At 36.0% G+C, this 15,620-nt stretch carries 13 protein-coding genes and 2 tRNA genes; 9 read left to right on the top strand and 6 right to left on the bottom strand.

Features of this window, described 5'->3' with window-relative positions; genetic code table 11:
• Positions 1-2 precede the first annotated feature (2 nt).
• From FG27_RS19530 to FG27_RS12125, 9 genes are all read left to right on the top strand, one after another.
• Positions 3-125 carry a hypothetical protein gene (locus FG27_RS19530; RefSeq protein WP_255351501.1) on the top strand — a complete coding sequence of 41 codons (123 nt, stop codon included), beginning with the start codon at positions 3-5 and terminating at the stop codon, positions 123-125.
• Positions 126-718: 593 nt separating this feature from the next.
• Positions 719-2,032 (top strand): tyrosine-type recombinase/integrase, encoded by a 1,314-nt coding sequence (locus FG27_RS12160; protein WP_037319461.1) that lies wholly within the window; start codon positions 719-721, stop codon positions 2,030-2,032.
• A 17-nt stretch (positions 2,033-2,049) separates the two neighbouring features.
• The gene (locus tag FG27_RS12155) at positions 2,050-2,370 is read left to right on the top strand and encodes a hypothetical protein (protein ID WP_037319458.1); all 321 of its coding nucleotides are present in this window, start codon (positions 2,050-2,052) and stop codon (positions 2,368-2,370) included.
• A gap of 8 nt (positions 2,371-2,378) precedes the next feature.
• A complete protein-coding gene (locus FG27_RS12150; RefSeq protein ID WP_156101227.1) occupies positions 2,379-3,254 on the top strand; it encodes a hypothetical protein in 876 nt (291 codons plus the stop codon).
• A gap of 81 nt (positions 3,255-3,335) precedes the next feature.
• The gene (locus FG27_RS12145; protein WP_037319454.1) at positions 3,336-3,614 is read left to right on the top strand and encodes a helix-turn-helix domain-containing protein; all 279 of its coding nucleotides are present in this window, start codon (positions 3,336-3,338) and stop codon (positions 3,612-3,614) included.
• Positions 3,615-3,620: 6 nt separating this feature from the next.
• Positions 3,621-4,019, top strand: coding sequence for a hypothetical protein (locus tag FG27_RS12140; RefSeq protein WP_037319452.1), 399 nt, complete (start codon positions 3,621-3,623; stop codon positions 4,017-4,019).
• Positions 4,020-4,047: 28 nt separating this feature from the next.
• The gene (locus FG27_RS12135; RefSeq protein ID WP_037319449.1) at positions 4,048-8,670 is read left to right on the top strand and encodes a hypothetical protein; all 4,623 of its coding nucleotides are present in this window, start codon (positions 4,048-4,050) and stop codon (positions 8,668-8,670) included.
• Positions 8,671-8,702: 32 nt separating this feature from the next.
• Positions 8,703-9,104 (top strand): hypothetical protein, encoded by a 402-nt coding sequence (locus FG27_RS12130; protein WP_037319446.1) that lies wholly within the window; start codon positions 8,703-8,705, stop codon positions 9,102-9,104.
• Positions 9,105-9,152: 48 nt separating this feature from the next.
• Positions 9,153-10,595: a hypothetical protein gene (locus FG27_RS12125; protein WP_037319442.1), complete on the top strand. Its 1,443-nt coding sequence runs from the start codon at positions 9,153-9,155 to the stop codon at positions 10,593-10,595.
• A 169-nt stretch (positions 10,596-10,764) separates the two neighbouring features.
• Here FG27_RS12125 and FG27_RS12120 read toward each other — a convergent pair whose 3' ends face one another.
• From FG27_RS12120 to mutS, 6 genes are all read right to left on the bottom strand, one after another.
• Entirely contained in the window at positions 10,765-11,337 is a 573-nt protein-coding gene (locus FG27_RS12120) for a hypothetical protein (RefSeq protein WP_037319439.1), read from the bottom strand.
• Between the two features lie 216 nt (positions 11,338-11,553).
• Positions 11,554-11,925 (bottom strand): lipocalin family protein, encoded by a 372-nt coding sequence (locus FG27_RS12115; RefSeq protein WP_037319437.1) that lies wholly within the window; start codon positions 11,923-11,925, stop codon positions 11,554-11,556.
• Between the two features lies 1 nt (position 11,926).
• A complete protein-coding gene (locus tag FG27_RS12110; protein ID WP_037319435.1) occupies positions 11,927-12,355 on the bottom strand; it encodes a lipocalin family protein in 429 nt (142 codons plus the stop codon).
• Positions 12,356-12,541: 186 nt separating this feature from the next.
• A tRNA-Leu gene (locus FG27_RS12105) sits at positions 12,542-12,626 on the bottom strand.
• Between the two features lie 18 nt (positions 12,627-12,644).
• Positions 12,645-12,717, bottom strand: a tRNA-Gly gene (locus tag FG27_RS12100).
• Between the two features lie 237 nt (positions 12,718-12,954).
• Positions 12,955-15,546: a DNA mismatch repair protein MutS gene (gene mutS / locus FG27_RS12095; protein WP_081912660.1), complete on the bottom strand. Its 2,592-nt coding sequence runs from the start codon at positions 15,544-15,546 to the stop codon at positions 12,955-12,957.
• Positions 15,547-15,620 lie beyond the last annotated feature (74 nt).

Below are 15,620 nucleotides of genomic sequence, written 5' to 3'. Positions count from 1 at the left end.
GTATGAAAAACGATCCTTCCGGGCGTAACAGGAAACCTATGGCTCAAAACGATCAAAATTGTATTAAATCCTATAAGTACCAGGGAAAAACCATAGTAAAAAGCAGCTTGACCTTAGGTCAATAGCCAAAAGCCGATATCTTGCATAGAGGCTAGGTTTACTATCCGACAAATACTACCTCCTAAAAACAGACTAATCCCCATATATGGCTGACCGGCAAAGAACCGGTTTAGTCAACAGGGCGTTCATGTTCGGCCGTTCCGGCCACACGAACGCTTAGTTATTATTTAATGTTATTTATGAGTTTTTGTGAGTAGAAAAATTAAAACAAATTATGTTGGACTGATTTAATAATAATATCAGAAAAATCTTACAGGAGAAAGTTAAAATAGTGAATCTGGTATTTTTTAACATTTTGCGTACAATTTAGCGTACAAATACAATGTTCAAAAACAAAAAAGCCTTGAAAATCAGATGATTAACAAGGCTTTAAGTACTCGGGACGGGAATAGAAACCCTCATATCTTATCATTTTCACAACACCTATAAAATCTCAACTCATACCCATAAACCAACTATTAATAAGGGTTTATAAAGGGTTTCGATAAATGCCTTTAATTGTATAAAATCGTATACGGTATGGAAAATGTTTGGAAGATGTTTGGAAACTGATTTTTTTAAATTACTTTAGTACTGTTCAAATGTTCAACTTCAAATTATGGCAACAATTAAGTACCGTATACGCGGAAAAGGAAATAACAACGTAACAATTTACATTTACCTATCTACTGGCCGCGGTAACTTCATAGAGACCTCCAGCGGATTTACAATTAAACCTAAAGACTGGAGCAAGACCACCAATAAACCCAAACAGAATACTACAGAAAACAAAGTTACTTTCATTCAGTTAAACAAGTTGGAGAGTTATATTTATGATGAGGTAAATAAAGCTAATTCAAAAGGACAGCTGATTGACATAAACTGGGTGAAGGAAAAAATTAACCAATGTTTTGACCGGGTAAAAAAAACAGACAACAGCCTTTTAGTAAATCACATTCAATATATTATTGATAATGCTAACACTCGGAAAATAAAAGGTAAAGATAAAGTAGGACTATCAAACCGCAGGGTATTAGGTTATAAATCATTTAAAAGCCTAATGCAGACTTACGAAAAGAAGATTAAGAAAAAAATTCACTTCCAGGATATTAATAAACCTTTCGTAAATAAGTTTACTACCTGGTTAATGAATACCGAAAACTATTCTGTGAACTATTCCGGTAAACAGCTAGATAATCTAAAAACAGTTTGTTTGGATGCCGAGGAACAGGAAATTAAAATAAATCCCTATTGCCATAAAATAGAAGGGTTCAAAGAACGTAATGAAGATAGGTTTATAGTTACTCTTTCTTTTAAAGAATTAGAACAAATACGAACGGCCACCCTTGAAACGAAAGCACAGGAAAACGCACGTAAATGGCTTTTAATTGGTTGTGAAATAGGACAGAGAGCCGGAGATTTATTAAAGATCACCCCTGACCATTTGAGATTTAAAAAAGGCCGGATTTATATAGATATTGAGCAGCAGAAAACAGGAAAGTTCGTTACAGTTGGGGTTATAAACCCTCATGTAGTTGATATTTTAGAAAATAATTTCCCATATCCTATTAGCACTCAAAAACTAAATATTCACATAAAAAAAGTGTGCGAACTTGCTGAAATAGATGAGTTAATTGAGGGGAAAAAGTTTGATAAAAAAACCAAAAGGAAGAAACTTGACTTTTACCCTAAACACGAACTAATCATTTCACACACTTTCAGAAGATCATTTGCAACCAATTATTATAAAAAAATACCAACTGCAGTACTTATAAATATTACCGGACATTCAAAAGAAAGTATGTTTCTGGAATATATAAACCAGAGAGAGGATAAAGATGAAAACGCAGATATGTTTATGAAATTCTATGAGACCATTAACCAGGATAAAGAGCCGGAAATGAAAGTTATTAAAAACGCGGCTAATCAATAAATTTAAAACATCCCCCAATGAATTTTAACAACCTCACTACCACAGAAAGAAGCATTCTAAATTCTATAAACGATGCTCTAATTTTAGAAAGATTACAGAATGATAATTCAGATCATAGCATATCTATTAAGGAAAATTGTCAAGGAATAGAAATAGCCTTTAAAATTTTAGGTATAACCTCGGAACCATTGAAAGAGGATCTAACAGAAATTTTTACAGCCGTTTCAGATTTAAACCTTGAATTATTGAAAGCAACTAAATTAATTTATTCTGAATGGACCTGTGAAATTATAAACCAGACTAAGATTAATTCTATAATTAAAAGTTTAGAGAAATAACATTTAATATGGCTGAATCATCACAAGCAATTTATTTACACACAGCTAGTCTTTTGCAGGAATACATTAGCCTTTCCCCTATGGATGGTTTTAAGAGCAAAGAAGATCCTTCAGGAAATTTTAAGGACTTAGCACATAAAATTATTAAGAGCCTTGATAATCTTTTTATTCAAAGTAATGAGGATAATTTATACTGGACTGATTGCCCTCTAAATGTCTATAAGGAAACCTTAGAGGAAAGGTTGAGGTATTTACGAAAGAAAGACAGAAACCCGGATTTAGATTTAGATGATTTATTGAAGCAGGACTATATGTTTTACGATCGGATACCAAGGACCAAGGAAAGAGTATTAATTGCAGATAATGAAGATTTAACCGACTTTGTTAGTTACAATTATTTTGAAATACTGAATAGTATAGACTCAACAAGTGGGGAATTTGTTTTTTCGAAAATAAGAACCAAGTTTGAGAATAGTCGACATAAGAAAAAAGATTATATACAAAAGTATTTCAGGAAAAGAGGTAAAGAAATAACGGAGCAGGAAAACAAATATTTCCTCAACGAATTTACCGGAAATCAAATTAATACCATTGGCGATATTCAGCCGGTAAGATGGAAAGGCAATAACGTTGAACTTGCCGAACTTATTAAAGCACTTATAGAGTCCGGAAAATTAGAAGGATTAAATCAGAAGATTATTTTTCAAAGGTTTGCGGCCTTCTTTAATTTCCCATTAAAAGAAACTAAAGGCCTACAGAATATCACTACTAGAGCAGAAAACGGAGGAGAGGTAGCGAAATTCTTGATTTGTCTAAAGGATGCGTTAGAAACCTACAACGAAAATAGAGAAGAGAGGAATTTAAACAACTCGCAACGAAAGTAAATCAGGGTAGCAGAAAGGTAGTACCCCATTCGCGTTCAACTATATAAGTTATTTAGCCATTGTAATTAAAATCAATTTACAATGGAAGGAAATATACAGTTTATCCAAATTACCCCTCAACAACTTCAGGAACAAATATTAGCAGGGGTCAAAATTCAACTTGAAGAACTTAAGAAAGATTTTCAACCGAAGACACCAGAAGAATATTTATCCAGGAAAGAAACCGCAGCTCTCCTAAAAGTCAACCTCAGCACTTTACACGCCTGGGCGAATAAAGGCACAATTACACCCTTCGGTATTAATGGCCGTGTATACTTTAAACGCAGTGAAATAGAGAATGTATTAACCCCTCTAAAGTAACTCGGTATGGACGGCAACGCAGAATTTAAACGGCACTTATTTACAGTTTCCAAAGTATTAGAAACTGTTCTACACTACGAACAACACCCCGAAAACCTTAATAACCTACTTACCGAAAAGATTAAATTCTCTAAAGACAGGGGCTATTCCCAGGCATCGGGAATTCTTTACTGGTTACACCTTAGAGAAAAAACAAAATGGGGCAGACAGCTAACGGGTTTACGACCGGTTAAGGATAATGTTTTCTACGGAGATATTAAACTTAAAGGCAAAAAAAGCCTATTAGTTTTTCAGTTTGATAAAGACAAAGGAAACTTAATTGTAGACGTTTTCCGGGGTTTTTATCCTACCCACAAAGGAATACTCAATAAAATATTAGAAACGCACCCGTACTACTTTAAATAAAAAAAGAAGTGCAAAATTTATTAATGAAATGAGCGAGATTAAAAGAACATTCCTTCAGGGAAAGATGAATATGGATCTGGATGAAAGGATTATTCCGGACGGCCAGTTTGTAGATGCACTTAATATCCAGGTTTCAAAATCTGAAGGTAGCGACGTAGGAGCCATAGAAAACACTTTGGGTAACGAGCAAAAAACAAACCACTCTTTTACCAATGCAAAGTGTATCGGAACATTTTCCGATAACTCAAACCAACTTATTTATTATTTCGTTACTGCAGATGAAGTAGATTTTGTTGCGGAGTATGATGATAAAAGTCAGAGTTCTACAATGCTATTAGAAGCTTCCCGGGTAGACGGGAAAACCTTACTTAATTTCAAAACAGATAAATTAATTACCGGTGTAGTTAAAATGATTAGCGGCCAGCCTGGAGAAGATTTATTAGGATGGACCGATGATAATGAGCAACCAAGAATAATTAATATTGAACGTGCTAAACGATATGGTTTAGATGGGTTTGAGGAAGATGATATTTCGGTGATCAAGAAACCACCATTACAGGCACCGGGAATAAATTTAACCTATGCCAGTCAGGGTGATGATAGTAATTTGAATGACAAGTTTTTATGTTTTGCTTATGCTTATCGTTATTTAGATGGTGAAATGAGCGCATTAAGTCCGTTTACTACTGCGGCATTTTCCCCCAATAAGTTTCAATTAGATCAACAGACCTTTGAGAATAAAGGAATGCAAAACATTTTCAGCGCAGTAGATTTAAGGTTTAATACCGGGAGCAAACGCGTTACAGATATAATGTTGGTTTTTAAAGAAACGAATTCCAATGTATGCTATGTAGTAGAAACTTTCAATAAGAAAGATCAACTTTGGGGAGATTTTGAAACCCAGAGCTATAAGTTTTCCAACTCCAAGATTTACCGGGTACTGGATGAAAATGAATTATTCCGATTATACGATAACGTGCCAAGGAAAGCCAAGGCAATGGATATTATAGGCAACCGACTTGCCTACGGGAATTACCTGGAAGGATATAATATGCTTGATAAATTCGGGCAGCGTTTAAAGATAGATTACAACCTTTCTTTATACACCCGGAACTTAGAAGGTAAACTTTTAGGTTATGAACTTTTGACTTTAAATGCAGAAAACGACCTCATCACTATAGATTTATCGGGAATTACATTAGCTCAAAATACCCGGTTGAGGTTTAGGTTTGAACTGATTGAGGAAAACGGAGGTAATGGAACTTATGAGGGAGATTTCGATTTTATCTTAAATAATGATTTCGATGATGCTACAGACTTAGGAGTAAATCCAGATTTTATACAATTCATAGAGGAAGTATTAACACAAAGTTTTTTAGCTACGTATACCAATACCCCACCGGCTAACAGCGAACTAACCGGAAGCAGTCCGTTTTTAATAGATAGTTTCACTCCCACCAGCGTAACATTATTAGCGCCTACACTAATTTATGATGTAGATAATACCCCAGGGAATAGTGAGGATGATGATTTTTCAACTCAAAATATACGCTGGAGTTTTATAGAGGAAAGCCAGATTTATTACAAACAAAGTGCGACAGATTCCAGTTGCAAAACTAACCGAAGTTATGAGGCTGTAATGATATATTTAGATCAATACGGGCGCGCCTCTACTGCTATGAGTTCACCATACAACACATTATATATTCCGCAGGAAAATTCCATTTACCAGAATAAAATACGGGTAAACGTAAACCATACCCCCCCGGACTGGGCTAAATATTTCAGGTTTGCATTAAAGCAGAATAAACGGGAATATCAAATAATCTATGCCACTATATTTTATGAAGATGGTTTGTTTCGTTGGGTTAAACTAGATGGAGCCAATAAAGATAAAGTTTCTGAAGGCGCAACATTATTAGTAAAATCTGATTTAGGAGGCCCCGTTGAGGAAGTGGTTAAAGTTCGTGTGCTGGAGATTAAAAGCCAGGAAACTAATTTTCTTTCAGATAACCTTGATGAAAATGAACAGGAAATAAAAGAGGAAGCCGGTATTTATATGAAAATAAAACCTTCGGGGTTTGATATGAATTATGTAGGTGACACTTTCGTAAATATCCCAGAGCAATACGATAGATCAGACAGCCGCGCTAGGATTAACTTAGGACCATTCGGAAAAACTAATGCGGATGGTATTTATGAAGATTACCCGGTAGTTTCAGGTAGTCAAATAGATATATGGGTAAGATCCTACGGACGTGATCCGGAACAACTATTTGAAAAATCTTATACAGCAACAGAGAGTTATGATAACTTTCAATTATGGTTTGAAGCCGAAGTAGGCAGTTTTGATAATAAGGTAAACTCTTATGAATTCTTTAGAAATTCAAACGGTGAGTTATATTTAAATCTGGTAAGTTTTCAACACGGCACATTTATAAACAGGACGAAAATAAGAGGTTATATTAATTTTAGATTTACTGAAGGCATTACCGTTTTTGAAACAGAGCCGGAAGATGCACTAAGTGATATTTATTATGAAGGAAACCAAACCTTTGAAATATTAAATCAAAGTTCCCACACCGGAAATATTCAGGAGCAAACCACGGAACAACCGGCAATAATAGAATTAGATTTCTTCAACTGCTATGCGCTGGGTAATGGTGTAGAAAGCTACCGCTATAAAGATGCTTTAAACTCAAAGTACCTCGACATTAATACCCGGCCAACCGCTAAAAGTGAAAGCGAATATCGCGAGATTAGGAGGTATGCGGATATAACTTACAGTGAACCTTATGTTGAGAGTTTAGGAGTAAACGGATTGAATAATTTCAATTTAGCCAAGGCCAACTATAAAGATGATGTAGTTAAAAAATATGGTGCTATTCAGCATTTGATCGCGCGCGATACAGACCTATTATTATTTCAAGAAGATAAAATTTCCCGTGTGCTATACGGTAAAGAACTTGTTGTAAGTCCGGATGGAAATTCAAACCTTGCAAACATTGAACAGGTGTTAGGCACGCAGGTAATGTATGCAGGGGAACACGGTGTAAGTCGTAACCCCGAAAGTATTGCAATGGAAGGTACTCGCGTTTACTTTACCGATGCTAAAAGGAATCAAGTATGCAGATTAGCAACTGATGGCATAACAGTAATTTCAAGTTATGGCCTTACTTCCCACTTCCGCAATATGTTTTCTGAATCTATGAATAAAGCCAAGATAGGCGCCTACGATCCATACAACGGAAAATATACTTTAGGAAGTAATACCCAAACTATTTATAATCCGTTCGTTGGAATCACTTGCGAGCAATCTATAAGAAAGCAAAACTTCAGCGGAACCTTTAGAGCAGAAATAGACTTCGGAATATCTACAGGGGAAGTCGGAGTAAACATTGTTACCGATAGTGAAATAACTGTAAACCTCATCTGGGGAAATCAAGTATTTGAAGTTACTACCGATGGCATAGACAGTTTGTTTTTCGATAAAACCACCCTCCTACCCCGTACCGCTGAATTGGTTGTGGAAGCTGTAGAGCCCGCCAATTTTGAGATAGGTGGTAATTGTGCAATCCTGGATGAAATCACCGTAATAAGTGTTATTCGTAGCAACGTGCAGGATGCCGGTGATATTTTAACTAACAGATACAAATGGTTGCTTGATGATTACCCAGGACCATATAAATATTACAGAGAACCATTCCCGGAGGATGGCGGCCTAGCAGTTTATAATATTGAGCAAGGTGATGAAGGAGTAGGGTATATCCCAAAAACTGGAAGTAAAATATTATTAGAATCCTTTAAAGGTTACGGTGACACCGGAAGTTTTGGGGCCGATGATGTTTTAGGATATTTGGTAAGTGATACTTTGTATACGGAGAACGATATAGATGAATTGGTAGCAGCCGCAGAAATGAGCTCACCCGAGCCAGAAAATACAGGAGGCGGTGAGGTGATCAATAAAGTTACTTTTGATTTCCTACGCCCTAATTCAGAGCAATACTTGTATTTAATATGGGATTATTCTTCATTAAGTATAAATATCAACACGCATATTTATATCTACTTTGATAGTTCCGGAAGTATGAATACAACTCTTGCACCACTTCAGGAAATGCGAGATACAATTTTAAAAGATGCTTTATTACCACTTTATGAGAATGATGAAGCAGCCTATAACGAAAAAGTAACTGTTATTTCAAATAGTTCAGAAAGGACTTTTCAATATTTAAACTTCACTAATAATCAACCCCCAGAGGGTAATGTGATTTCATTAGTGTTTCAAGACGAAGCACATAACCAGGGTAATTATCACGGATTAGGTGGGCAATGGACTATTAACGACCCCAGAACCAATAATTATAATACAGATTTATCGCAATTCAGGTCAAGGTTAAATTCCTTCCCTTCTAACTATTACAGAGGTGTTTTGTTCCAGGTAGCCACGCCGGATGCAGGAGGCCAACACACTAACTTTAAACCGCTAATGCAAGCAGTAGAAAACGGTGACGGTCAATATTCGGGAGTAAACGGATTATCAGACCGTAACGAAGTGGCATTTAATTACGATGTTACACCAGGAGCCGGTACTGCATACTACAAAGACTTAATAGTAACAACCCTACGCAATATGGGTTTCAATTTATAAACGAGAGAAATAATATTTAAAAATAAAATAAGATGAAAAATAATAAAACTGAATTCACCAGGCACGCATACGAATTAACAGAGGTTCTTGATGCTGTTATGCATTTTAAAATTATTGAGAACTCCCCGGATAAAATTCTACCAGAGGTATTAAAATTAAATTCTAAGGTTTGCAATGCCAAGAACCAAAGGCCAGAATTTACATTAATATTCAAAGATAAAACCGGATGGGGTAAAGAATTGGCAGTAAACCCTTCAGCCAGTAAACCTAATATTTACCATACTTCGCGGGTGATAAATGGAAAAAAGAGCCTATTAGTATTAAAGGTTGACATAAATACAAAACTGCTCTTTATAGACGTTTTTAACGGGTTTTACCCAGACAACCCAGGGTTATCTATAGAAGCCATAGGAATGCATCCATACTACTTATAATCGTTCAAGAATACGGCAAGAATCCATAACGCAAAGACACATTATTTAATGATTGATTACCTGAAAATTTACAGCAAGGATAAAGAATTAATTAGCCGGTTAAACAATAACCCCTTACTAACTTGGTCGGGAGATAGGGAGAAATTATCTCACATAGAGAAGGAAGCAGAGGAAGGAATAATAAAGGCCGAAACTAATAAAACTTATAAAGGAATTGTTTTCTGTTTTAAAGAAGATAACCTTTTGATATACTTTAAACCACATTATTATTTTAATGACAACCTGCATAATGCAAATGATTTTTCAGTTAATAATTTCCTTATGGTACTAAGTGAAGTTTTGGAAGATTTACAACTTGAGGATCTAACAGACAGGTTATTTATTATAAATATAGAGTATGGAGTAAATGTATTGAGCCCTATAAAAATTGAGGACTTAATAACCTTTATTGCCTACCACAAGAAGAATGAATTTAGAACCGATGCAGGACTAATTTACAGTAAAAAAAGCCAAAGTATTAGCAGCAATGGAAAGGCTAGCAGGTATCAAATAATTAAAGCATACGCTAAGGGAATTCAATTCCCCACACACGCACCGCATAATACGTTGAGGTTTGAAATCAAGAGCCAGGAGAGCCGCAAAATAAAATCATTAGGTATTTACTCAATTAAGGATTTATTGAACCCAGAAACGTTTAAAACATTAGAGGATGATTTAATAGGCAGATTTGATGAGGTTCTAATACTTGATAGCAGCGTAGACCTATCGAAATTAGACCATAAGAGCCGAATTAAGCTAATAGAGAGGTTAAATTCCCATTACTGGTATAAACAGCAGCAAAAGACCCGTAACACATTCAACAACTCTAAGAAAACTTATTTTAAACTTCTGGATAAGACCGGTTACAATATTCACCACGATTTAAGAAAAATACTTATTTCTAAATTAGATGATTTAAAATATTGTGCAAATACGGAGACCCCCAGAATTATAAAAAGTTGTGCAAATACGGATATATATATAATGCGTAACTGCACAATAAACGAACTGAAACGTGAGTGTATTTTCACAGGCAGAGAATTAACCATTCCCTCGGAGGAAATTAAAGGTAAATCCCAGGAAGAAATCAAGATTAAAATATTTATTGAGAATTACACAGTAGCATTATTCAAAGAACACTTAGAAGATCCTGAATATATTATTCCAGATGGCAGAGGTAAAGTAAAACACTATTACGGGCAACACGTAGAAAATGTTATAAAGGAAACCTTTGTTGAGGTGAGAGAGTTATTTAAACCTTACTTTAATAAGTTTGACTTTCAACCAGGTTGCAGAGATAAGAATTACTTTAGGAGTCCATTAGGAGGTAGTGTTGTAGGTTGGGAAATGCAGGATTTACTAATTAGGTTTCAAGATTCATTTTACCTCAGCAAGAAAGGGCAGAGTAAAAAGAGAATGGGATATAGAACGCGGGAGTTAATTAGTTGTTGAGATTTGATAAGGCACTACACGAATAAGAAAAAGTGAAAACTTTTTAGATTGCCTGAAAACTTCGACCCCACCCCCTCAAAAATTTACGTTTTCCCATTGAGGATTTGACCCCATATATACTATATGGTCACGGCACCAAATGCACAGGATTTTTTTATTTCCCTACTACCTATAGCGGATTTTTTAACCGGATGCATTTAAAGCAGGCATAGACAGCACCAACTATTGCGGATATAGCCATTATTATTGATAAGTTATCGTAGGTAACATAGGTTGCTAAAAACACACTTAAACTCATAGCTATTGCGAATAGTAAAGTTAGAATAATTGAAACCTCCTTTTTGAATGAAGGGGCTATAAAAAAACCGGTTGCTACAAAAGCTATTCCGGTATAACCCGAGCCTATAATATCATAACATATCAATTTTAGTATAGCATAGTCGCCAGTAGTAAAAATGATAATATTAAACAATCCCCAGGTTATCATAGTAGCCAAGAGAAATCCTATTATCGAACCTGGCAATACACCTAACCACCTTAAAAAGTAAATTGCTGTTTGTTTATAACCGTTTGTAGTTTGTGATTTATTTGGTTCTGGTTGGATAGCAATCTCTCTCTCAATTGCTATTTCATCAAGTCTTTTCTGAACCCTCTTTGCAAATTCCGGATCTTCATTTGCCTTTCTGATAATTTTAAGTTTAAGTGCTGATCGTTGCCCTGGTGTTAGTTTAAATTCCTTCATAGGTCATTAATATAAAATAGAATACTTTATACTACTTGTATTCTAGTGATTGGGTTAGATTTATATTGAGAATGAATTACTATGTAGGGATAGTCAAAATTATTCAAATTTTTTAGAAACAACAGAATTTAATAAAAGAGTTAAGTTTTTGTTTGTACGCGAGGTTTTCAGACTGTGTTACTAACACGGAGACGTATACATAGGGAAACTAAATTATTACCGAGTAAAAGTCTCTCTTAACGTTCCTTCCCCTTCAATTTCAGTTTCCCACTTTAAAGTAGTATCCGTGAGTTCCTGAATTTCTAAAACATAGGTTCCTAAACCTTCATCGGCATCATCCCAGGAAATAGTTAGAGTATTATTACTTTTATTCCAGGTTCCGGTTTCCGTTAGATCATTATATATAAATTCTGTTTTACTGTCGGAGGTAAATTTTACAATATTCTGGGAGGATACCGGGTCCCCATTTAATTTACTTTCCTGCATCGTCCAGCTGCCAACAATACTACTTTCATCCTCCTTGTTATCATCTTTTGTACAGGCAGTAATTAAAAAGGTCGCAAGAATTAACGTGTATATTTTCTTCATTCTATTCTTTATTAAGTTCTAGTCTGTATGTTTCATTAACTCCGTCTATGGAAACCTCATCCTCTATAATGAGCGTAGTATTATTAAGAGTGACAATTGAAAAAGAGTAATTAAGATCGTCGCTACCTTGTAAACCTGTTATCTCTAAAGTATTCCCACTGATCGCATAATCACCCGTATAATTCTCACCATCCTCACACGGCTCACTATAAAGTTTTACACTTACGGACCCGTTAGAAAAGAATTCGTAATACTGTTGAGTAAAACAATTTTCTGGATGCGTTATTTGCTGTTCATCGTAGGACTCGGCAACATAGAACCATTTTCCTAAAATTTCATTTTCTGATTCTTCTATATTATCATCATCGGAAGTTGAGCAAGAAGTGAATAATAAAATGAAGAGTGTAAAAAAACAAGTAATTTTTTTCATAGTTTTCTGGTTAAGATTAAGGGATTAAAGATATAAATTTTGTTGAGGTGCAATACAGTTTTAAAATAACTGGAAGAATTCCACCTAAAACCGGTATAAATTGAAATTATTTGGAAGATGTTTGGAAAACAGAAATAAAAAAACCCGTAACTAACTGATTAACAGCTAAATTACAGGTTTCTTAAGTACTCGGGACGGGACTTGAACCCGTACGGACACATTGTCCATTGGATTTTAAGTCCAACGTGTCTACCAATTCCACCACCCGAGCGTGGTAATTTTATGTATGAGCGAAAAACGGGATTCGAACCCGCGACCTCCACCTTGGCAAGGTGGCGCTCTACCAACTGAGCTATTTTCGCGTGTTTAAAAGAACTTCCACGTTTAACGTGGCTGCAATAGCGTATTGCGGATGCAAATTTAATATAAATCTTATAATGTCAAAGGCTTTTTCAAAAAAATAAAGAAAATCTGAAATAAAAAATTAGCTCATTAATTCTTGTCCAAATGTTGAAAAACACAACTCGTTGTTTACCAATACTTACCAATCTATTTACCTATCTTTTACTGAAAATTCATAACCGAGAACTGCAAACTGTTTAAGCTTTCGTTTTCGCTTTTTCCTTTCCAACTAAGGTTCTTTTAATCTCGTTTAGCTTCATTAAAGCTTCTACAGGCGTAAGCGTATCGATATCTAAATGCAACACCTCTTCTTTTAATTCCTGAAGAATAGGATCATCCAGATTGAAGAAACTAAGCTGCATCTCTTCTTCAGCCGACTTCTTTAAAAGCTCACTGGAGTCTTCCATTTTGTGGGATTTCTCCAGCTTCTTCAGAATTTTATTTGCGCGGTGTAAAACCTGCTGTGGCATTCCGGCCATTTTGGCCACGTGAATCCCAAAGCTATGCTCGCTACCTCCCGGCACCAGTTTCCGAAGAAAAAGTACATTATCTTTTAATTCCTTTACAGAAACATTAAAATTCTTGATCCGTTCAAAAGTATCGCACATTTCATTGAGCTCGTGGTAATGCGTAGCGAAAAGTGTTTTAGGTTTGGCGGGATGTTCGTGTAAATATTCGCTTATCGCCCAGGCAATAGAAATCCCATCGTAGGTACTGGTTCCGCGGCCAATTTCGTCTAAAAGCACCAAACTTCTATCAGAAATATTATTCAGGATACTGGCAGTTTCGTTCATCTCTACCATGAAAGTTGATTCGCCCATAGAAATATTATCGCTCGCGCCTACCCGGGTAAAAATCTTATCTACCAAACCAATATTTGCCGCTTTTGCCGGGACAAAACTTCCCATTTGTGCCATTAGCACAATAAGTGCGGTTTGCCTCAAAATAGCAGACTTACCACTCATATTAGGCCCGGTGATCATAATTACCTGCTGATTTTCGCGATCTAAAGTAACATTATTGGTTACATAAGATTCGCCAATAGGCAATTGCTTTTCAATAACCGGGTGCCGCCCTTCTTCAATATTTAGATCGTGATTTTCTTCAATTTCAGGCTTACAATAGTTTTCGGCTTTGGCCTGTGCAGCGAAAGAACACAAGCAATCTAGCTGAGCAATAAGTTGCGCGTTTTGTTGTACAGGCTGAATATAATCGTTCATCCAAATTACCAGCTTACCAAAAAGTTGCTGTTCCAGGTGCAAAATTTTTTCTTCAGCCCCTAAGATCTTCGCTTCATATTCCTTTAATTCCTCTGTAATATAACGCTCGGCATTTACCAGAGTTTGCTTTCTAATCCAGCTATCGGGAACTTTATCTTTATGCGTATTGCGCACTTCAATATAATAACCGTAAACATTGTTACTGCCTATTTTAAGTGAGGAAATACCGGTGATTTCGGTTTCCCGTTTCAGCATATTATCAAGGTAATCTTTTCCTGAAAACGCTATTTTTCTAAGCTCATCCAGTTCTTCCGAAAATCCTTCGGCAATACAATTTCCTTTTAAAATATTTACCGGCGCATCTTCGTGCAGACTTTCGGTAATCTTACCTCGCAAAACCTCGCAAGAATGCAAATTATCGCCAATCACTTTAATGGCCTCATTTTTACTTTTCAGCGCGAGCTCTTTAATAGGAATTATCGCTTTTAAAGAATGGTTAAGCTGAAGTACTTCCCGCGGAGTTACCTTTCCTGTAGCGACTTTAGAAATGAGCCGTTCCAGGTCACTTATCTTTTTGATGTTTTGCTGAATTTCAACTAAAACTGATGGATTCTCTAGTAAAAAACCAACGACTTTGTGACGTTTTTTTACTTTCTCGGCATTCTTTAAAGGTAAAGCAAGCCAACGTTTTAAAAGCCTTCCGCCCATTGGCGAAATTGTTTTATCAATTACATCCAATAAGGTCACCGCGTTTGCGGCGTTAGAATGATATAACTCCAGGTTCCTAATCGTAAACCGGTCCATCCATACATATTCCTCTTCTGCTATTCTGTTTATTGCAGTTATATGCTGCAGTTTTCGATGCTGGGTTTCCGCGAGGTAATGTAAAATAGCCCCGGAAGCAATAATTCCTTCTTCCAAATGCTCCACCCCAAAGCCTTTTAAAGATTTGGTCTGAAAATGTTCATTTAAGGTTCCGTAGGCAAAATCCTGTTTAAACACCCAATCTTCCTGGTAAAACGTATGGAAATTTTCGCCAAAAATCTGCCTAAAATCCTTCTTATTCTTCTTCGGAATTAAGACCTCACTCGGACTAAAATTCTGAAGCAGTTTATCTATATATTCTGAATTACCCTGTGCCGTGAGAAACTCACCGGTAGAGACATCTAAAAACGAAACTCCAAAAATTTTCTTTCCGAAGTGAATAGCACACAAGAAATTATTCGATTTACTTTGAAGAACCTCATCGCTTAAAGCTACACCCGGAGTCACCAATTCAGTTACACCACGCTTTACGATATTTTTAGTCATTTTAGGATCTTCCAACTGGTCGCAAATTGCAACCCGTTCCCCGGCTTTTACCAACTTTGGCAAATAGGTATTTAAAGAATGATGCGGAAATCCTGCCAGCTCGGTGCGCTCGCTTCCGTTATTCCTGTTGGTGCAAATAATATTTAGAATCCTGGCAGTTTTTACCGCGTCTTCCCCAAAGGTCTCGTAGAAATCGCCCACCCGAAACAACAATAAGGCATCAGGATACTTTGCCTTGATGGCATTGTATTGTTTCATTAACGGAGTAACTTTTTGAGGTTCTTTTGCTGCCAAAATTCTGGAGTTTTAGGTTTGCTAAAATACGGATTAGG

Origin of the sequence: Salegentibacter sp. Hel_I_6 (assembly GCF_000745315.1) — a bacterium.
Taxonomy (GTDB): domain Bacteria; phylum Bacteroidota; class Bacteroidia; order Flavobacteriales; family Flavobacteriaceae; genus Salegentibacter.
Note: the sequence above shows the minus strand (reverse complement) of the source record. Positions and strands in the feature narration are given on the sequence as shown.

Coding starts and splice junctions, on each gene's coding strand:
- FG27_RS19530 (WP_255351501.1), top strand. CDS start 3: ATGAAAAACGATCCTTCCGGGCGTAACAGGAAACCTATGGCTCAAAAC.
- FG27_RS12160 (WP_037319461.1), top strand. CDS start 719: ATGGCAACAATTAAGTACCGTATACGCGGAAAAGGAAATAACAACGTA.
- FG27_RS12155 (WP_037319458.1), top strand. CDS start 2,050: ATGAATTTTAACAACCTCACTACCACAGAAAGAAGCATTCTAAATTCT.
- FG27_RS12150 (WP_156101227.1), top strand. CDS start 2,379: ATGGCTGAATCATCACAAGCAATTTATTTACACACAGCTAGTCTTTTG.
- FG27_RS12145 (WP_037319454.1), top strand. CDS start 3,336: ATGGAAGGAAATATACAGTTTATCCAAATTACCCCTCAACAACTTCAG.
- FG27_RS12140 (WP_037319452.1), top strand. CDS start 3,621: ATGGACGGCAACGCAGAATTTAAACGGCACTTATTTACAGTTTCCAAA.
- FG27_RS12135 (WP_037319449.1), top strand. CDS start 4,048: ATGAGCGAGATTAAAAGAACATTCCTTCAGGGAAAGATGAATATGGAT.
- FG27_RS12130 (WP_037319446.1), top strand. CDS start 8,703: ATGAAAAATAATAAAACTGAATTCACCAGGCACGCATACGAATTAACA.
- FG27_RS12125 (WP_037319442.1), top strand. CDS start 9,153: ATGATTGATTACCTGAAAATTTACAGCAAGGATAAAGAATTAATTAGC.
- FG27_RS12120 (WP_037319439.1), bottom strand. CDS start 11,337: ATGAAGGAATTTAAACTAACACCAGGGCAACGATCAGCACTTAAACTT.
- FG27_RS12115 (WP_037319437.1), bottom strand. CDS start 11,925: ATGAAGAAAATATACACGTTAATTCTTGCGACCTTTTTAATTACTGCC.
- FG27_RS12110 (WP_037319435.1), bottom strand. CDS start 12,355: ATGAAAAAAATTACTTGTTTTTTTACACTCTTCATTTTATTATTCACT.
- mutS (WP_081912660.1), bottom strand. CDS start 15,546: ATGAAACAATACAATGCCATCAAGGCAAAGTATCCTGATGCCTTATTG.